The organism is Prevotella pectinovora (assembly GCF_041323955.1).
GTDB lineage: Bacteria > Bacteroidota > Bacteroidia > Bacteroidales > Bacteroidaceae > Prevotella > Prevotella pectinovora.
In genome coordinates this window covers 1,101,262-1,120,130 of record NZ_JBGLIV010000001.1, presented here as the reverse complement: position 1 = coordinate 1,120,130, position 18,869 = coordinate 1,101,262, and the positions used below count along the sequence as shown (strand labels likewise).

16 protein-coding genes are annotated in these 18,869 nt (G+C 38.8%); 9 read left to right on the top strand and 7 right to left on the bottom strand.

The genetic code is table 11. The features are described from left to right. Positions 1–82: 82 nt before the first annotated feature. From ACDC99_RS04400 to ACDC99_RS04390, 3 genes are read left to right on the top strand one after another with little or no spacing between them, the layout of a single operon-like run. A complete protein-coding gene (locus ACDC99_RS04400; protein ID WP_022316451.1) occupies positions 83–751 on the top strand; it encodes a bifunctional 4-hydroxy-2-oxoglutarate aldolase/2-dehydro-3-deoxy-phosphogluconate aldolase in 669 nt (222 codons plus the stop codon). A gap of 4 nt (positions 752–755) precedes the next feature. Then, complete coding sequence (locus tag ACDC99_RS04395; protein ID WP_370755950.1) at positions 756–4,283, top strand: DUF5112 domain-containing protein; 3,528 nt, start codon at positions 756–758, stop codon at positions 4,281–4,283. 47 nt (positions 4,284–4,330) lie between these two features. Next, the gene (locus ACDC99_RS04390; RefSeq protein ID WP_370755949.1) at positions 4,331–5,056 is read left to right on the top strand and encodes a DUF5932 domain-containing protein; all 726 of its coding nucleotides are present in this window, start codon (positions 4,331–4,333) and stop codon (positions 5,054–5,056) included. Between the two features lie 27 nt (positions 5,057–5,083). Here ACDC99_RS04390 and ACDC99_RS04385 read toward each other — a convergent pair whose 3' ends face one another. After that, positions 5,084–5,509: a hypothetical protein gene (locus tag ACDC99_RS04385; RefSeq protein ID WP_044075325.1), complete on the bottom strand. Its 426-nt coding sequence runs from the start codon at positions 5,507–5,509 to the stop codon at positions 5,084–5,086. Between the two features lie 322 nt (positions 5,510–5,831). Beyond that, the gene (locus tag ACDC99_RS04380; protein ID WP_042519633.1) at positions 5,832–6,221 is read right to left on the bottom strand and encodes a thioesterase family protein; all 390 of its coding nucleotides are present in this window, start codon (positions 6,219–6,221) and stop codon (positions 5,832–5,834) included. A gap of 182 nt (positions 6,222–6,403) precedes the next feature. Between ACDC99_RS04380 and ACDC99_RS04375 the strand changes: the two genes are divergently transcribed. Next, positions 6,404–7,324 carry a glucosaminidase domain-containing protein gene (locus ACDC99_RS04375; RefSeq protein ID WP_278839706.1) on the top strand — a complete coding sequence of 307 codons (921 nt, stop codon included), beginning with the start codon at positions 6,404–6,406 and terminating at the stop codon, positions 7,322–7,324. Positions 7,325–7,421: 97 nt separating this feature from the next. Beyond that, positions 7,422–8,615: a threonine ammonia-lyase gene (ilvA, locus tag ACDC99_RS04370; protein ID WP_288744740.1), complete on the top strand. Its 1,194-nt coding sequence runs from the start codon at positions 7,422–7,424 to the stop codon at positions 8,613–8,615. 136 nt (positions 8,616–8,751) lie between these two features. On the opposite strand, the gene serS is transcribed toward ilvA, so the two are convergent. The 5 genes from serS to prmA all read right to left on the bottom strand — a co-directional run bounded on the left by serS (position 8,752) and on the right by prmA (position 14,312). Further along, positions 8,752–10,041, bottom strand: a complete 1,290-nt coding sequence (gene serS, locus ACDC99_RS04365) for a serine--tRNA ligase (protein ID WP_022316444.1) — start codon at positions 10,039–10,041, stop codon at positions 8,752–8,754. 91 nt (positions 10,042–10,132) lie between these two features. Continuing rightward, positions 10,133–12,346, bottom strand: coding sequence for a RelA/SpoT family protein (locus tag ACDC99_RS04360; RefSeq protein WP_370755945.1), 2,214 nt, complete (start codon positions 12,344–12,346; stop codon positions 10,133–10,135). Positions 12,347–12,634: 288 nt separating this feature from the next. Then, positions 12,635–12,898: a 50S ribosomal protein L27 gene (gene rpmA / locus ACDC99_RS04355; RefSeq protein WP_022316442.1), complete on the bottom strand. Its 264-nt coding sequence runs from the start codon at positions 12,896–12,898 to the stop codon at positions 12,635–12,637. 21 nt (positions 12,899–12,919) lie between these two features. Next, a complete protein-coding gene (rplU, locus tag ACDC99_RS04350; RefSeq protein ID WP_022316441.1) occupies positions 12,920–13,237 on the bottom strand; it encodes a 50S ribosomal protein L21 in 318 nt (105 codons plus the stop codon). A 172-nt stretch (positions 13,238–13,409) separates the two neighbouring features. After that, positions 13,410–14,312 (bottom strand): 50S ribosomal protein L11 methyltransferase, encoded by a 903-nt coding sequence (prmA, locus tag ACDC99_RS04345; protein ID WP_370755943.1) that lies wholly within the window; start codon positions 14,310–14,312, stop codon positions 13,410–13,412. A gap of 218 nt (positions 14,313–14,530) precedes the next feature. Here prmA and ACDC99_RS04340 point away from each other — a divergent pair, with 218 nt between their 5' ends. Genes ACDC99_RS04340 through mnmA form a run of 4 tightly spaced genes read left to right on the top strand, consistent with a single transcriptional unit; the run spans position 14,531 to position 18,830 of the window. Further along, on the top strand, positions 14,531–15,493 hold the full coding sequence (locus tag ACDC99_RS04340; protein WP_370755941.1) for a hypothetical protein: 963 nt from the start codon (positions 14,531–14,533) through the stop codon (positions 15,491–15,493). 43 nt (positions 15,494–15,536) lie between these two features. After that, complete coding sequence (locus tag ACDC99_RS04335) at positions 15,537–17,135, top strand: OmpP1/FadL family transporter (RefSeq protein WP_370755939.1); 1,599 nt, start codon at positions 15,537–15,539, stop codon at positions 17,133–17,135. A 9-nt stretch (positions 17,136–17,144) separates the two neighbouring features. Further along, positions 17,145–17,720 (top strand): Maf family nucleotide pyrophosphatase, encoded by a 576-nt coding sequence (locus ACDC99_RS04330; protein WP_022316437.1) that lies wholly within the window; start codon positions 17,145–17,147, stop codon positions 17,718–17,720. A gap of 33 nt (positions 17,721–17,753) precedes the next feature. Further along, a complete protein-coding gene (gene mnmA / locus ACDC99_RS04325) occupies positions 17,754–18,830 on the top strand; it encodes a tRNA 2-thiouridine(34) synthase MnmA (protein WP_370755937.1) in 1,077 nt (358 codons plus the stop codon). The last annotated feature ends 39 nt before the right edge of the window (positions 18,831–18,869 follow it).

The following is an 18,869-nucleotide window of genomic DNA, read 5'->3' as shown; positions in this document are numbered from 1 at the left end:
ATCAGATGGTGACAGTTTAAAACTATCTGTCAATATCCGCAGTATTAATTTTAATTTTTAAAATAGTAGCAACAATATAAATATGGCAAAATTTGACAAATTGGCAGTCTTGAACAAGATTGGCCAGACAGGTATGGTGCCTGTGTTTTATGATAAAGACGCTGAAGTGGCAAAGCAAGTAGTTAAGGCTTGCTATGAGGGTGGAGTTCGTGCTTTTGAGTTTACTAACCGTGGTGATTTCGCTCATGAGGTATTCGAAGAAGTGGTGAAGTTCGCTGCAGTAGAATGTCCAGAGATGGCCCTCGGCGTTGGTTCGGTAGTTGACCCTGCGACAGCGGTTCTCTATATTCAACTTGGAGCATGCTTCGTAGTTGGCCCATTGTTTAACCCTGAGGTGGCAAAGGTATGCAACCGTCGCCTCGTCCCATACACTCCAGGATGCGGAAGCGTGTCTGAGGTAGGCGCTGCTCAGGAAGTCGGATGTGATTTGTGCAAGATTTTCCCTGGCGATGTTTTAGGGCCAAAACTGGTTAAGGGTTTGAAAGCGCCAATGCCATGGTCAAAACTCATGGTAACAGGTGGAGTTTCTCCTGATGAGGAAAACCTCACTTCCTGGATTAAGGCGGGTGTTTATTGCGTAGGAATGGGATCTAAGTTGTTCCCTAAGGATGTTGTAGCTGCCAAGAACTGGAAAGCTATTTCAGACAAATGTGCAGAAGCTCTCGGATACATTGCTAAGGCTCGCGGATAATATTATGACATACAAGGGCTTCATAGGCGTTGTCTGCCTATGGAGCCTTTATCTTTGTTTGGCATGTACTGACTCTCGCCACGAGTATGCAGACAGGCTGAACGAAATATCTTATGCTTTCCACTATAAAAATTTGGATTCAACTTATTGCTATGCAATGAAAGCATTTGTAGCCTCAGACAATTATTCTTCGGGCAAAGCGGAGGCCCTAAATAATTTGGCTTTTGTAAGCATAGCAAAAATGGATTATGATCGCGCTGCTTGTCAACTTGATAGCGTCCTGGAACTGACGAACAATCAAATAGAACTTCTTATTGCCGATGTCCAGTATATGAGGCTTTGCCAAAGGAAAGCCCAGAACAAAGAGTTCTATGACTATAAAGAACGTGCTCTGCAGCGATTGAAGAGAATCAACGAAGAGCGTGATAACCTATTGCCAAAAGATGAGAAAAGATTGATATACGCTGAAACAGAGTATGCATTGGTTGCATCTACATACTATTATTATGTAAGAATGTTTGAGCAGTCTCTAGCGGAATTGAAATCAATTGATATAGAAGGACTGATGCAAAAGGATACAAGTCAGTATCTAAATATGCTATATCAATATGGTAGTGGTGGATTAATACACAGTAAGAACAGGGTAGAGACAAAACAGATTGAATATGAAATGCTTGTTGAATGCTATCTGCTATCAAAAAAAAGCGGATTTGTTTACTGGGAAGCTAACTCTATGCAAGCAGTAAGCGAACACCTTACGTCATTGTCTGACAGAGCCATAATCCTTGACAACAACAGAGTTTCTATAGGTTTCCTAAACAGTGACAACATGCCAGACTCCCTACTCGCTGGATATCTTGCACAAAAGTCAATGGAGATGTTTAAGGATTATGGAGATGAATATCAGACTGCAGGCTCTTTGAGAACTCTTGCTGCATGTTATAGGGAAATAGGAGATAATGAAAGCGCATTGATTTGTCTGAAGAAATCATTGGCAGACAAGAAAATAAGACAGGCTCCAGACCTTGTAGCGAGCATTTATGAGCAGTTGAGCATTGTATATTCTTCAATGGATGATAAATACAACAGTGACGTAAACAGAAACCTTTACTTAGATCTTCAGGATAAAACAAGGCAGGACATGGAGCTAGATGCAAGAGCCTCTATGCTAGAGCAGACATCAAGAACGATGAATATAATGATTCTTGTTGTCATCGTGTTGATTATATGTCTTTCTCTTTTGATTTACAAATTACTACAACATCGCTCGGCTGATAGTACACCATATGAATTCTTTGACAAACTATTGCTTAAGTCAAAGAGTGATAACACTCTATTAATAAGAAAATTAGAAGATGAAATTGAAGCCGCTGAAGATAACATATCAATAGCGAAGCTACATCTTGAGAACAACAAAAGAAGGAATATAGAAAACAGATCGAAAGTATTTCTTGTAAACAGCGTCATGCCCCTCATTGACCGTATGGCAAACGAGGTTGACAAACTGATGAAAAGAAAAGAAAGACCACAAAATAGAGAAGAAAGAATCACATACATATCCGAACTGTCACAGACAATCGAGAAATACAATAGTACTCTTACGGATTGGATAAAGTTAGAGCAGGGCGAGATATATCTCAAAATTGTCAGTTTCAAGCTTCAGGATCTATTTGACATAGTTAACAAAAGTAAAACTGTATTTGAACTACAAGGCATTTCTCTCGTTGTAGAACAGACAAGTGTCTGCGTGAAAGCAGATAGGGTGTTGACATTATTCATGATAAACACAATAGCGGACAATGCCAGGAAATTCACCGCTCCTGGGGGCATGGTGCGAATTTTTGCTGAAGAGAAAGACGACTATGTTGAGATTTCCATTAAAGACAATGGAAAGGGAATGAGCCGTGAAGAATTGTCTTGCGTGTTCAACAGAAAGGTAAGCGACGGGCATGGTTTCGGGCTCATGAACTGTAAAGGCATTCTTAACAAATACCGCAAATCAAGCAAGATATTCAATGTTTGTGAATTGTCTGCAGAAAGCGAAGTAGGGAAGGGCAGTCGCTTCTTCTTCAAATTGCCTAAAGGAATAGTAACAGCGTTATGTTTGCTTATGATGCCTGCATTAGGAATCGCAAACGGTTCAATTTATAAATTTAAACATAAAAACAGTGATTTTGACTATTGCATTAAAATGGCAGCCACATACGCTGATTCTGCCTATTATTCAAATGTCAACGCTTCTTATTCCAAAACTCTGGAGTTTACCGATTCTGCCAGAATATGGCTGAACAGACATTATGCCAGCACTTACAAGAATGGGCATGAGTTTATGCACAGAATCGGTGCGAGCACAACTAATTCTCCTGAACTGAAATGGTTTAGGATGGGTATCCGTACAAACTATAAGATAATACTTGACATAAGAAATGAAAGTGCTATCGCAGCACTTGCCCTTCACGAATGGGGTTTATACGAATACAACAATTCGATATATACAAAACTCTTCAAAGAAGTTTATTCGGACAAATCTCTTGGAGAGTATTGTAGAATCATGCAACAATCAGAGACGAATAAAAACATAGCGATTGTACTTCTTGTAATACTTTTAATTGCGCTATTCATGGCAGCTTATACGCTGTATTACAGGCATGCTATGAAAATCAGTTCTATAAAAGAATTGAAGAAACGTCTAGAAAATGTTGTCGACTGTGACAAAGAGCTGAAAGACAAATTGTCTTTCTTGCTTGGAATAAGCGATAGTATAACCGACAAGTCAATAAAAGAAGAATTTACAAAAATTCTGTCTGAATATCATAGTACGGTTGAACAAGAATATAATTTGAAAGACAATCTTCAAATACTAGAAGACACTCTTGGCAAATTGAATTATGAAATAGACAGGCTTTATGTTTGCAATAACATATTGGATAATTGTTTGAGCACTATCAAGCATGAGACCATGTATTATCCGTCGCGGATATACAATTATTTGGAAAGCCCCGACACGAAAAAGCGCATAGCGCGCATAACATTGCCAGACGGCCTGACAAAAGCTAATACTGATTTGAATGAATTGTCTGCATTAGTGAATTATTATAAGGAATTGTATGGAATTCTTTGCACACAGGTTGAGATGCAAGTTGGTTCCTATCGCTTCGCCTGCAGCCAAATCAACATGTCGGAATATCTTAAAGGATGTGACTTGAAAACTGTTGGAGACAAAGAACTTTTTTCTTATATGTTTCTAATAATAAGAAGAATGAATAAAGGCGTGCAACCTTCATATAAATACAAAGCAGAAAGGGGGCCGTATATAAAACTATACACATCTGTTCCGAGAGGCCAAAGACCAGGTGGAGTGGAGAATCCATTCGTTCCTAATCATGCAAATATTCCATTTCTAATCATCAGACAAATATTGCGGGAGATAAGTAATGTCACCAATTTGTGTGGGTGTGGCATTTCTGCGATTGAATCCGATGGCAACATTGATATTACAATAACACTCCCACGCGTTATTAGCCTGCAGTAACAAAAATAATAATTTTTTTAACCAAAGATAATAATCCAAATAAAGATATGATAGAATTCAAAGTAATTATAGTCGAAGATGTACCTCTGGAATTAAAAGGTACTGAAGGCATATTAAAGTCGGATGTTCCAGAAGCCAAGATTGTTGGAACTGCAGAGAATGAAGTGGAATATTGGCGGATAATGAAGGATAATGTGCCTGATTTGGTGCTATTGGATTTAGGCTTGGGTGGTTCTACAACAATAGGTGTTGAGATATGCCGTGAAACGAAAGCCAGATACCCTGAAACGAAAGTCCTCATTTTTACTGGTGAAATACTTAACGAAAAACTTTGGCTTGATGTCATGGATGCTGGATGCAACGGAATAATCTTGAAGACTGGAGAGATGTTGACGCGTGCATATATAGAAAGTGTAATGTCAGGAAAGAAAAATGTGTTCAATCAGCCTATCATGGAGAAAATATTACAGCATTTCAAACATGACGTCAAGTCTGCCATAATGCGGCAGGAGGCTCTTGCCAATTATGAAATTGACGAATATGACGAACGCTTTCTTAGACATCTTGCTTTGGGCTACACCAAAGAGCAGATAACAAACTTGCGTGGAATACCGTTTGGAGTGAAGAGTTTGGAGAAAAGACAGAACGAACTCGTACAGAAACTGTTTCCAAAAGGTAATGGAGGACTTGGGGTTAACGCAACTCGTCTCGTTGTTCGCGCCTTGGAACTTAGAATTATAGATTTAGACAATTTGCATCCAGATGAGGAATAACGAAACCAGAACAATCAAGGTTACAGCCTATTGCGTATGTATATTGGCTATCGGAGAACTTGCATTGATATTGCTTTCATGGATACTAAGTTCTACATTTCCGTATTCCCATATAAAATCAATGCTCAATGGTGAGGGCATCAGGTGGTTTTTCGGAAGTTTCACAAGCAATCTCAACAAGGATATCCTTGTATGGATGATTCTTTCTAGTATAGCATATGGAGTATTCGTGAAGAGTGGACTTTCATCATTGATGAGGAAATCATTGATTCTCAAAGCTTGTACCTTCAGAGAACGAATGGCCTTTTTAGTGTTTGTAGTAGAAGTCATACTAATATTGACAGTGATGTTGCTGCTCACGACCTTACCGCAGGCCATTTTGTTGAGTTCTACAGGAAATCTGATTCCTAGCTGTTTTAGCAACAGTCTGGTTGCAGTTGTCATCTTTGCCATGCTTGTCACTTCTTTGACTACAGGCTTTATAACACGACGTATAACAACATTGGTAAATGCAGTGGAATGCATGATTTATGGAATGAGAATATTCTCACCACTTATTTTGATGTATGTCTTTTCAAATCAGCTTTACTATTCTTTCTGTTATACATTTATTCCTTGACATGTGTAATTAATGGTAAAATTCTTGGATGTTAAATGAAAAACATCAAGGCCAAATTGGATGAATATCTTAAAGACTGCAACTTTAATGATCAGCAAGGAGAATAACTATTTGGCCTTGATGCGTTAAACCATTCTTTTAGTGTATGATAAGAAATCAAGCTTTTCCAAGTTTGCCGTTTGCTTTTATCTGAAACTTATCGTTCTTTACAATGAAACGACTGTGTGTTCCCTTGCCGATTAAATCACACTCATCGTAGACCTCAACTTTGAAATCCAGTTTTCTACCATCTACTTTCACCAATTCCGTTTCGCATCTTACTTTCATTCCCACAGGAGTAGGAGCTACATGCTCTACGTTTAGGCTTATTCCAACAGTGCCCATTCCTTCTTCAAGTTCTTGGGCGACACTTTTCCATGCAGTCTCTTCAATGAGTGCTATCATTGAGGGAGTTGCAAAAACATCCAATGTACCACTTGCCATATTGCGAGCTGTCATTTCATTGGTAACTACTTTTTCTAATGTAAATTTAATTCCTGATTCCATATTGATTTAAATTGTTTAATATTGCAGACCAAGCACAACACGACCGAAAAAATCAGTGACTGTGCAAGGATACTGTTATTTTTTGCAAAGATACATATTTATCATAAAGTATAAAAAAACACTAGTTCATTTTGTAATTTACTATATTATTTTTATATTTGTAGAATAAATAAAAATGCAACATGACCAAGAAACTTATCATCATATTGACTTTCATACTGAACGTGCTGCAATTGTCAGCGCAAATGAAATGGAATCAACGTTATCAGACATATATTAATCAATACCGTGACCTCGCTATTGAGCAAATGCTCAAATACAAAATACCTGCAAGTATCACTCTAGCCCAAGGACTCCTGGAAAGTGGGGCCGGATATAGCGAACTGGCAATGAAGGGCAATAACCACTTCGGCATCAAGTGTCATGGATGGACAGGCAGAACAACATACCATGACGATGATGAAAAGCAAGAATGCTTCAGAGCATACAACAATGTTTTCGAAAGTTATGAAGACCATAGTCTATTGCTTACAAAGCAGCCTAGATATAAAGGTCTGTTCTCTTTAAATCCAAAAGATTACGTAGGATGGGCAAAGGGACTAAAAAAATGTGGCTATGCCACAAGTCCTACGTACGCCCAGAAACTTATTGGTATAATTGAACTCTATAAACTTCATGAATATGACAAAGCGAAGAAATTTGACAGATTTATGGAGAGAAGATCCTTTAAAGACGACAAGTCGGCTAATGGAGGATTAGAACATCCTATCCACATGTATAACAATAACTATTATATTATCGTACGCTCTGGTGACACATTTAAATCTCTTGGCAGGGAACTTGGATTGTCATATAAGAAGATTGCCACTTTTAATGAACGTGGAAAGAATGACAAATTAGAAAAAGGTGAGGTGATATACCTTAAGAAGAAGCAAAAGAAAGCAGAAAAACAATACAAGCGCCGCCCACATCGTGTAAAAGCAGGCGAAAGTATGTATAGTATAGCCCAATTATATGGCATAAGGCTGAAGAGTCTTTATAAAATGAATGGTTTGACACCTGATTACTCAATAAAAGTGGGTGACAAACTGAGAGTGAGATAAAAAAAATCATTATTTAGCTTGTTGCATCTATTTTTTTATTACTTTTGCATCGTTTAAAACTAATACAATATAATACACACATTAAATATCAAACTATATGTTGAAGTTAGATAATTTCTACAAAGCCCGTTATGAGCTTAGTAAAGTAATCAGACAAACTGATGTTGTCCAAGCGCCTCAAGTAAATCCAGAGTGTGATGTTTATCTCAAATTGGAATGTCTGCAGCGTACAGGATCTTTCAAAGTACGTGGCGCATGCTATAAGATCTCACAGCTTAGTGATGAGGAAAAGGCTCACGGAGTAATCGCTTGTTCAGCCGGTAACCATGCTCAGGGCGTGGCTTTGGGAGCTACAGCACATGGAATCAAGTCTCTTATCTGTCTGCCAGCAGGAGCACCTATCAGCAAGGTAGAAGCTACGAAAGGATATGGAGCAGACGTTTGTCTTGTTCCTGGAGTTTATGACGATGCATACCAGAAGGCTATCGAATTGAGAGATGAAAAGGGATACACATTCGTGCATCCGTTTGACGACCCGAATGTAATTGCAGGCCAGGGAACAATTGGTCTTGAGCTTATCGATCAAGTGAAAGATATGGATGCAGTAGTAGTACCTGTCGGTGGTGGTGGACTTATCAGTGGAGTTGCCTTCGCATTGAAGACACTTAATCCGCACATCAAAGTATATGGCGTTCAGGCGGCCGGTGCTGCTAGCATGGTTCAAAGTCTGCATGTTCATAAGAGAGAGTGTCTGTCTTCCGTTTCAACCATAGCGGATGGAATCTGCGTTAAAGAGCCTGGTGAATTGACTTATGAAATCTGCAGCAAGTATGTTGATGACATTGTTACTGTATCTGAAGACGAGATTTGTGCAGCTATCCTTCAGTTGCTTGAGAAGGAAAAGGTTGTAGCAGAAGGTGCTGGTGCGACAAGCGTTGCTGCAGTGATGTTTAACAAGGTACCTGTTAAAGGTAAGAAAGTAGTTTGCATTGTGAGCGGTGGCAACATTGATGTCACTATTCTCAATCGTGTTGTTGAACGTGGACTCGCAAAGAGTGGACGAATTGCAATCATCAATGTCGAGCTTGATGACAAACCTGGCAAATTAGTAGAGGTGGCTTCAGTTATCGCTAAGGCAGGTGCTAACATCACAAATGTTTATCACGACAGGAATAGCGATAGCGAGAAGGTTAACAGCTGCATCTTGAGAGTAATCTGCGAGACTCGTAACCAGGAGCATGTCGCAGCTATAAACAACGCACTGAGAGAAAGTGGATTTAAACTTGTTTAAGGTTTACACTATTATGTAATTATAGGATAATTATTGAAGCATCATGACTATCCTTTTAAATTTTAAAGGGGGAAAGCTTTGAAAACTTTCTCCCTTTAAAAATGTCTCAATCTTAAGTTATCCAACTCTCAATTTTTTAGAAGTTTTTGTCATCAAGAATGTCGAATCCACAATAAGGTACCAATGCCTTAGGTATTCTTATACCTTCTGGTGTCTGATTGTTTTCTATCAAAGCGGCGACAATTCGCGGCAATGCAAGAGCCGAACCATTTAATGTGTGGCACAATTCTGTCTTTTTGGTCTGAGAATTTCTAAATCGACATTTCAAGCGATTTGCTTGATAGCTTTCAAAGTTGCTGACAGAAGATACTTCCAACCATTTTTCTTGAGCAGCACTCCATACTTCAAAGTCGTAGCATATTGAAGATGTGAAACTCATATCTCCGCCACAAAGTCTGAGAATATGATAAGGGAGTTCAAGCTTAATGAGCAGATTCTCTACATGATCTAACATTTCCTTAAGTGACTCATATGAGTGTTCTGGCTTGTCGATACGTACGATCTCTACTTTGTCAAACTGATGAAGTCGGTTCAATCCTCTCACGTCCTTGCCATAAGAGCCAGCCTCACGACGGAAACATGCAGAATAGGCACAACGCTTGATTGGCAAATCATTTTCATCAAGAATGACATCTCTGAAAATATTCGTCACCGGCACCTCTGCTGTAGGAATAAGATACAAGTTGTCCAGGTTACAATGATACATCTGACCTTCTTTATCTGGAAGCTGTCCGGTACCAAAACCAGAAGCTTCATTTACAACGTATGGAGGTTGTACCTCGAGATAGCCACTTTTCCTTGCTTCTTCAAGAAAGAATGCTTCTAAAGCCCTTTGCAAACGAGCCATCTTTCCAATGTATACAGGGAATCCTGCTCCTGTGATTTTTACTCCAAGGTCAAAATCAATAAGGTTGAATTTCTTGCAAAGATCCCAATGGCACATAGCATCTTCAGGAAGGTTCGGTTTTTCTCCACCCTCCTTAACTACGACATTGTCAGAAGCGTCTTTTCCTTCAGGAACTTCATCGCAAGGGATATTCGGAATTGTTCGCAGAAGATCGATTAACTTCTGCTGTATATCGTTTAATTCTCGTTCAAGTAATTTTGACTCTTCCTTCAATGCGGCTACGCTTTCTTTTATAGCATTTGCCTCATCTTTTTTACCCTCTTTCATCAGAGCGCCTATCTGGGCAGCTTTCTTTTTACCCTCTTGGAGTTCTTTGTCAAGTTTCTGTTGAGTTTCGCGTCTCATCTTGTCTAGAGCCAAGACATCATAAATTGCTTGTTTGGCACCAGGGAAATGTTTTTTCTCCAGACCTTTAATTACACGTTCAGTTTCTTCACTGACAAGTTTAAGTGTAAGCATATTTTTATGTATTAAATTAATGTTTTATCATTCTGAGAATAAGCACGTATTCTTTATGCAAAATTAATGTTTTTGATTAAAAAAACGTTATTTATAATCTTATAATTTGTTTTACGCCTTTTATAACGCGCATTTTTTTTATTAACTGGTTCAATTTGGAAGTATCTTCGACGTTTATTTCAAGATTTCCACTGAACAGTCCGTCATGGCTATCAATATTAATGCTTCTCATCATTATGTTCTCCTCCTTGGATATAACACTTGTAATGTTATTGACAATGCCAATATCGTCATTGCCTATTATCTTTAATGTTATGGTGTATTTAGAGTCAGCTTTGCCACTCCATCTGGCTTGTAAAATTCTATACCCAAAACGTTTGCGCATCTCCAAAGCATTTGGACAATCTTTTCTGTGGATTTTTATTCCACCGCTTACTGTTACAAAGCCAAAGACATCATCACCATATATCGGATTGCAACATTTTGACAATTGATAGTCTATGCCTTTCAGATTGCGGTCAATGACAAGTACATCTCCATTGGATTTTGTAAAATTCTTGATTGAATTCTCAAAGCTATATTCGTCTGCGCTTCTTGTCTGCTGTTGACCTTGGAGGTTGTTGTCATAAGCTTGAATCTCCTGATATTTTTCAATTACATGATTGATATCCAATGTCTCATCAGCAATCTGCCTGTAGAAATCATTTGTTTCTTTGAAACCGAGCTTTTTGATCAAATGGGACATAGTGCCCTCATCCATTTCTATCTTACGGTTCTTCATCCTTCTTTCAAGCATTTCCTTTGCATATAGCCCGTCTTTCACTTGTGTCTCCTTAAGTGCAAGGCGTATCTTTGCCTTAGCTCTGCTGGTTTTAACGATGTTGAGCCAATCTTGTTTAGGCTTCTGTACGGTTGATGTCATTACTTCTATTTGATCTCCACTCTTCAGGATATGTCTGAAAGTAACAACTTTACCATTTATTTTGGCACCGACACAGTGATTGCCTATGTTAGAATGAATGCGATAAGCGAAGTCAAGAACTGTTGCGCCCTTAGGAAATTTCATCAAATCTCCTTTGGGGGTAAAGACATATATCTCGTCTTCATACAAGTCCATTTTGAATTGATCTATGACCTGCATGTCGTCATTGTTTTCCAAAGCTCTACGAATACTCGTAAGCCATTCGTCCATGCTCCCTTCACTTTTTATCCCTTTGTATCGCCAGTGAGCTGCAAGTCCACGTTCTGCGACTTCATCCATTCTTTCTGTTCTTATCTGAACTTCAACCCATTTGTTTTCAGGTCCTTTCACCGTTATGTGAAGACTTTCATATCCGTTAGATTTGGGCACACTCAGCCAGTCACGCAATCTCTTTGGATTGGGTTGGTACATATTTGTTATCAAAGCGAAGACATGCCAACATTGTATCTTTTCCAATTCTAAAGGAGCGTCAATAATAATACGTATGGCGAAAAGATCATATATTCCTTCGAATTCACATTTCTGCTTTTTCATCTTTTGCCAAATGCTATGGATACTTTTGGTACGCCCCTTCATGTGGAATTTGTATCCGTCGGCTTCCAACTTTTCCCTTATAGGCTTGATAAAGTTTTCTATATATTTATCGCGACTTTTTTTCGTTTCGTTGAGCTTGTCTTTTATCATATAGTAAACATCATGCTCAAGATATTTAAGACTAAGATCCTCTAACTCGCTTTTGAGTTTGTAGAGTCCTAGTTTGTGGGCAAGTGGAGCATAGAGGTAGCTTGCTTCTTCACTCACGCGTTTTTTTTCTTCTTCACATTCAGTATTGCGAATCTGTCTCATCAGATTTACCCTGTCGGCAATCATGATAAGGATCACACGCATGTCTTCTGCAAATGAAAGAAGAAGGTTACGGAAATTTTCGCTTTCTATTACGGGATTTTTCTTGTATAACTCTTGTATGTGTACAAGTCCTTTAAGAATGCTTACTACTGTCTTGCCGAATTCTTTTTCGTATTTATCATAATCATTTTCCGTTTCTTCCGTAAAACACGAATAAAGCAAAACAGCTACAACTCCATCCCGTTTTAGTCCAATTTCTTCAATGGCTATTAATGCTGTCTGTATGCTTGACAATATTGGATTAAGTCCAAAAATATCTCTTTGTATTCTTTTTTGTATTATAGCCTGCTTCAAAGACTGAAAGACTTTCAATTCATCAGACTTTGTCAATACATAGTTTTGCGAATTTCTTAATTCCTTTATGGCTTCAAGAACTTGAGATTTCTCGTTATTCGTAAAAAACAGTTTTTTGTCCATAAGCAAAGGTCAAATTAAATATTGTTGAAATTCAAATATGTAAATCAAGTATGCCGTATTTTGATTAAAAACCTGTTATAACCAAGCGACAAGAACTGATAGGGTATGAAATTGATTTCCCTGCATTCTGATAATTATTTGCAAAGATAATGCAAAACTCATAGAAAATATCAACGGAATAAAGATTTTCTACTTATAACTTGTTAAAAAGACAATCTAAATTGCCTATATAAAAAAAAGAGCCTCTAATGAGACTCTTATGTTTGTTTGGAATAAGTTTGTTTTTATTTAAGCTTCAGCTTCTGGAAGTACTGAAACGATGCTTCTGTCCTTGCGACCTTTGCGGAAGTTTACTACTCCGTCAACAAGTGCATAAAGAGTATCGTCTTTACCAATACCGACATTCAAGCCTGGGTTGTGCTTAGTACCACGCTGACGAACAATAATGTTGCCTGCGATGACTTTCTGACCACCCCAAATTTTCACGCCCAATCTCTGTGAAGCTGACTCACGGCCGTTCTTAGAACTACCTACACCTTTTTTATGTGCCATTTCTACTAGTCCTCCTTTGTTTTAAGCGATTACTTGTTTAACTGCGATTTGTGTGAAGTGTGTACGATGACCATTGCGTTTGCGCTCGTCTTTACGACGCTTCATCTTGAAGACAATCACCTTGTCACCTTTAACAAGTGGGTTAACCACTTCACAAACAACTTTCGCACCCTCTACTGCAGGTGCTCCTACTTTAACAGCTCCCTCGTTGTCTACGAGAAGCACTTTGTCAAACTCTACAGTCTGACCTTCTTCAGCATTTTGGATATGGTGAACGAACAATTTCTTGCCCTCTTCAACCTTAAACTGCTGACCGTTAATTTCTACAATTGCGTACATTTTGTTATATAAAACGGGTTTGGTCTGCAAGGCGCATAACCTCGTGTTATGTCTTATTTGAGCCTTGACAGATAAAAATCGGATGCAAAATTACTCATTTAAAATTAATTTCCTTTCTCTTGAATGTATTTTTATATCGTTAGTTAAGCAATATTAACTAATATTAGAAAAACTAATGCTTACTAAAGTTGACTTGTCTTTTTACGAATTTAATCATATCCCAATTATCTGAAGAGCTTCTCTTTTCTTCAACTAGCCCCAACGCACGAGCCTTTGCAATAAGAACAGATTCATCTTCTTTATAAAAGCCACTAATTATGAGAGTGCCATTGTCTGCCATTGAATTTGCTAATGTTGGCAAATCGTTTAAAAGAATATTGCGGTTTATGTTTGCCAAAACAACATCATATTTCCCCATTAATTCCTCATACAATAACGTTGAATCCCCTTTCAACGCTGAAACATTCTCCAGACTGTTCAGTTTGGCATTATGTATCGTATTGCTAACACTCCATTCGTCAATATCATATCCATATGCAGCTACTGCACCGCATTTTGCTGCGGTAACCGATAAAATACCAGTTCCACATCCACAATCCAGCACACGTTTGTCTTGCAATGTCATTTTCAGCAATTCTTCAACAATCATCCTTGTGGTGTTGTGTGTACCGGTGCCAAACGCCTGGCATGCATCTATTGTAATATCTATGGGATATGATTTGTCTGAAGGGTGCTTCAAGTCATGTATAATACATTGGTCACCGATTATAATCGGATTGAACCCTCCTTTTTCCCATTCCTCATTCCAATTCTTGTCTATTACTTCTTCTGTTTCAAAAGAAATGGAGAAGGTGTCCAAAGGAAAATCCTCCAAAGTCTTTTCCAAAGACGAACGGTCGTATAGCTCTTTCTGGATGTATCCGGAAATTCCACCTTCGTTTTCTTCAAATGACTCATATCCTACCGTACCGCATAAGGCGGCGCAGATATCGCATGCCATGGAAAAAGACGGCCCCTGTATTGTTTTTTTCCCATCAGTATTTTTTATGAAAAAAACAGTCTTGTAATATTTCATTATTTGAATTGTTAGTTGTATTCTTCTGAAGAGAATTTGTTTCTCTTTCCGTAAATTTTATTGCAAAATTATAAAAAATAGGAGAAAACCTATCATGATATAGGGTTTTTCCGTATTTTTGCATTTGAAAGTAATCTATTTTTGCATTTAGTAATTATTAACGACAGCACTTGTGGATATATATATCCCAAGCAATATAAGATTTAGGAGATAAAAACATGAAAAGATTAGTTTTCACTTTATTATTGTCTGTAGTTTTACCTTCAGTATCAATGGCACAGGACGACATGTATTTTTCACCCAAACAAAGCAAGAAGGAGAAAACTACGATTGTCATGGGGGATAAAGCCCCAAAATACGACGCTGGCTCCACCCGGGATGTTGACGAATACAATAGGAGAGGATTAGGCAACACTTATAAATATGTGACCAATGACTCTTTGACTAATGACATCATTAATATTGACGGTGTTGATACGGATTCTGCATATTTTTATGATGATGCCCCTTGTGATATTGACTATAATGGAGAATGGGACTACTATTCAAGATTAAACAGATGGCGTTATTTTGACGACCTATGGTTTTATGACCCGTGGATAACAGGAAGTCCTTTGTATTATGCCTCTTGGTATGACTATTATGGATATAGATGGGGATGGCCTTATAGATACGGATGGTATGGAGGATGGTATAGCCCTTGGTATTATACTTATTGGACTGGCTGGTATGACCCTTGGTTAGTTGGTTGGCACAAGCCGTATTTTGGAGTAACTGTTGCTCATAATCCCTACAATGGAGGCGTTTCAGGAACGACTAACCACGGATGGGTTGGTAATCCTCGCAATAACAGAACAAACTTTAGCGGGTACAGAGGAAGCACCAGCACGAACAGAAGAAATACAGATGCTTATAACAGGCAGGGAATGAGGAACACCAATAACTCTGGATATCGTCGCAACAACCGCAACAACAATGAATTTGGAGAGAATAGAACCATAAGGACACGGGAATATGATAGCAATTCTACGTACCGTAACAACTCGTCTTTCAACACAGGATCTTCCGTAAACAGAGGAGGTGGCTTCACTGGCGGAAGTAACTTTGGTGGCGGTCGCTCTGGTGGTTTCAGTGGTGGCGGTCGCTCCGGCGGTGGCGGACACTTTGGAGGAAGGAGATAGCAAATACACGTTATTATTGGACTTTAAAATATAATATTTGATTATGAAAAAAATAGCTTTGTTTTCTGCTGTAGCATTGTTCGCATATTCTAGCGCCATGGCACAGGAGACATATGAAAATGCAAAAATTGCAGATCAGGATTTAAATGGCACTGCAAGATATATTGGTATGGGAGGTGCTCTGGATGCGTTGGGGGCTGATATATCCACCATATCTTCAAACCCTGCTGGCATTGGACTATTCAGACACTCTTCTGCCAATGTTTCATTTGGCATCGTATCGCAACAAGACTGTAAGACCTTTGCAAATGGTAAAAAGACAAATCTCAGCTTTGACCAGATTGGATTCGTGTATTCCAGGCGTACAGGTCGTAGCTCGTTCATGAATTTCGCATTCAATTATCACAAAAGTAAGAATTTTGACTTTATATTGTCTGCAACCGGCAAATTGGATGGTTTGTCTTCGCAAAACAAGCAAACATTCCTGAAGAGTCAAGACCAGTACTTTGACCTTTCTGACAAGGGTGGGGCTTATGTCGGAAACGACAACTCGTTCAACCAAGTCGACTACCTTTATGCAAATACCCTTTTGCCTGTTGCTTTTGACGATAAGAACAAGGGGTACATCGACGGTTATTTAGGAGCTTCAGACTTTGATTTCAACAGGACTCACAGTGGATATATCGGAACATACGATTTCAACTTGAGTGGCAATATAAATGACCGTGTGTATTTGGGAATAACATTTGGAATTCATGACGTTCACTACAAATCGTATGGAGAATACACGGAGGCGTTATTAGATAGTTCGGACAAGAGTATTGGTAAAACATCATTGTCGGACAACAGAAAGGTGACTGGTACAGGATTTGATGTCAAAGCTGGTATTATATTCCGTCCGGTAGAAAGTTCGCCCTTCCGTATAGGTCTATCGATAGCTACTCCAATTTGGTATGATCTGACTACAACAAATTACACCACTATCGACAACCGCTCATTAGCTGACAATTTCGGCTATTACGACACGGGAAATATCGGGGAGTCATATGATTTCAAATTGTACACTCCTTGGAAGTTCGGCTTGAGCCTTGGTACTACCTTCGGCAATTATCTAGCCATAGGTGCAGGTTATGAATATTCGGATTACAGTACGCTCGATTCAAGAATTAACGATGGTGGCGATTATGACTGGTATTATGATACTTACTATTCGAACAGTTCGTCAGACGGAGAGATGAACGACCATACAGAAAGCACTCTGAAAGGCGTAAGTACCTTGAAACTCGGAATGGAGTTCAAGGCTGATGATAATTTGGCAATACGCCTAGGCTACAATTATGTTTCCCCTAAATACGAGAGTGTGGGTTATAAGGACGGAACAATCAACTCTCCAGGGTCTTATTATGCGTCTACAACGGATTATACCAATTGGGAGTCCATCAATCGTGTAACTTGCGGAATTGGCTATACCTTGAACAAATTCTCGCTTGATCTGGCATATCAGTATTCTGTACAGAATGGAAAATTCCATGCTTTCACAGATTATATATCAGAAGTAAAAGACATGTCTAATCTATGTGATGCCGTAAAGGTAAGCAACAAGCGGCATCAGCTGCTGTTGACATTGGGCTATCATTTCTAAATTGTGTTTATGATCAAACAATATAATATCATATTAGGCAGTGGAAGTCCGCGCCGCAAGGAACTCCTTAGCGGTTTGGACCTCCACTTCAGAGTTTTAGTACGTGAAGGGATAAAAGAGACATACCCTCAAGACCTGCCGGCCAAGGAAGTTGCCCGCTATATTGCCGAAGAGAAGGCTTCTGCTTATACCGACCTCCTGTCAGGTGACACTATGGTTATAACGGCAGATACTATAGTCGTTTGTGATGATACAATACTTGGTAAACCCCACGACATAAATGATGCAGTCAGGATGCTAAAAATGTTAAGTGGGAAAACCCATCAAGTAATCACAGGGGTCTGCATATCAACTAAGGAAAAGAAAAAAGTTTTCTCCGTTAACACCAATGTGACATTTAAACGACTTCAAGACACTGAGATAGACTATTATGTCTCTAAATACAAACCGTTTGACAAGGCAGGAGCCTATGGCATACAGGAATGGATAGGACATGTGGGAGTGGAACATCTTGATGGCAGTTATTTCAATGTGATGGGATTACCGGTGCAGCGTATTTATCAGACGCTAACTGAAGAGTTCTAGTAAAATGTACGCAAATATCTGTATAGCATAATAATGGAAAAATTAGAGGATAAGAAAATAGCAGTATTATTGTCTGGTGGTGTAGACAGTTCTGTCGTTTTATATGAACTGGCGGAAAAAGGTCTGACACCAGACTGTTTTTACATAAAAATCGGCCCAGAAGAGAAGGAAGAATGGGATTGTTCATCAGAAGAAGATCTGGAAATGGCAACCTCTGTAGCTCATAAATACGGATGTAAACTTGCTGTAATCGATTGCCATAAAGAATACTGGAATGAGGTTACTCGTTATACGATGGAAAAAGTCAAGGCAGGTCTTACGCCTAATCCTGACGTGATGTGCAACCGTTTGATCAAGTTCGGTGCATTTCATGAAAAGATTGGTTACCAATATGATCTGATTGCAACAGGACATTACGCACAGACTGAGATTGACGAGAATGGAAGAAAATGGCTTGTCACCAGTCCAGACCCTGTAAAAGACCAAACAGATTTTTTAGCACAACTATATTCATGGCAATTACGGAAAGCTATATTCCCAATAGGTCACTTCCAGAAAGACGAGGTAAGGATAATCGCTGAAAAAGAACAACTTGTAAATGCAAAGCGAAAAGACAGTCAGGGAATCTGTTTCTTAGGTCAGATCAACTATAATGAATATATACGCAGGTATTTAGGTGAAAACATAGGCGACGTAATAGAATTTGAAACCGGAAAAATAATTGGCAAACATCGCGGATTGTGGTTCCACACAATAGGCCAACGTAAAGGTCTTGGATTTGGAGGTGGACCATGGTTCGTTGTCAAGAAAAATGTGCAAGACAATATCCTCTATGTCAGCCATGGCTATAACCCTCAGACTGCATACAAGAAAGAATTCCCCGTTATGGATTTTCATTATTTGACAGAAAGGGTCAATATGGATAAAATAACTTTTAAAATACGCCATACACCAGAGTATCATAAAGGAAGAATTGAGATAACAGGCGATTCGGATTTTGTTGTTCATGCAGAAGAATTCATCCATGGTGTTGCACCAGGACAGTTTTGTGTCATCTATGACGAAAATCACCATAGGTGTTACGGTAGTGGTGAAATCACAGCCATTTGACAAATTGTAAATTTTTAAATACTTTTCAAGCCTTAACAA

Excerpts from the sequence above, each read along its gene's own strand:
- ACDC99_RS04400 (WP_022316451.1), top strand. The coding sequence starts at position 83 with ATGGCAAAATTTGACAAATTGGCAGTCTTGAACAAGATTGGCCAGACA.
- ACDC99_RS04395 (WP_370755950.1), top strand. The coding sequence starts at position 756 with ATGACATACAAGGGCTTCATAGGCGTTGTCTGCCTATGGAGCCTTTAT.
- ACDC99_RS04390 (WP_370755949.1), top strand. The coding sequence starts at position 4,331 with ATGATAGAATTCAAAGTAATTATAGTCGAAGATGTACCTCTGGAATTA.
- ACDC99_RS04385 (WP_044075325.1), bottom strand. The coding sequence starts at position 5,509 with ATGGCAAAGATGACAACTGCAACCAGACTGTTGCTAAAACAGCTAGGA.
- ACDC99_RS04380 (WP_042519633.1), bottom strand. The coding sequence starts at position 6,221 with ATGGAATCAGGAATTAAATTTACATTAGAAAAAGTAGTTACCAATGAA.
- ACDC99_RS04375 (WP_278839706.1), top strand. The coding sequence starts at position 6,404 with ATGACCAAGAAACTTATCATCATATTGACTTTCATACTGAACGTGCTG.
- ilvA (WP_288744740.1), top strand. The coding sequence starts at position 7,422 with ATGTTGAAGTTAGATAATTTCTACAAAGCCCGTTATGAGCTTAGTAAA.
- serS (WP_022316444.1), bottom strand. The coding sequence starts at position 10,041 with ATGCTTACACTTAAACTTGTCAGTGAAGAAACTGAACGTGTAATTAAA.
- ACDC99_RS04360 (WP_370755945.1), bottom strand. The coding sequence starts at position 12,346 with ATGGACAAAAAACTGTTTTTTACGAATAACGAGAAATCTCAAGTTCTT.
- rpmA (WP_022316442.1), bottom strand. The coding sequence starts at position 12,898 with ATGGCACATAAAAAAGGTGTAGGTAGTTCTAAGAACGGCCGTGAGTCA.
- rplU (WP_022316441.1), bottom strand. The coding sequence starts at position 13,237 with ATGTACGCAATTGTAGAAATTAACGGTCAGCAGTTTAAGGTTGAAGAG.
- prmA (WP_370755943.1), bottom strand. The coding sequence starts at position 14,312 with ATGAAATATTACAAGACTGTTTTTTTCATAAAAAATACTGATGGGAAA.
- ACDC99_RS04340 (WP_370755941.1), top strand. The coding sequence starts at position 14,531 with ATGAAAAGATTAGTTTTCACTTTATTATTGTCTGTAGTTTTACCTTCA.
- ACDC99_RS04335 (WP_370755939.1), top strand. The coding sequence starts at position 15,537 with ATGAAAAAAATAGCTTTGTTTTCTGCTGTAGCATTGTTCGCATATTCT.
- ACDC99_RS04330 (WP_022316437.1), top strand. The coding sequence starts at position 17,145 with ATGATCAAACAATATAATATCATATTAGGCAGTGGAAGTCCGCGCCGC.
- mnmA (WP_370755937.1), top strand. The coding sequence starts at position 17,754 with ATGGAAAAATTAGAGGATAAGAAAATAGCAGTATTATTGTCTGGTGGT.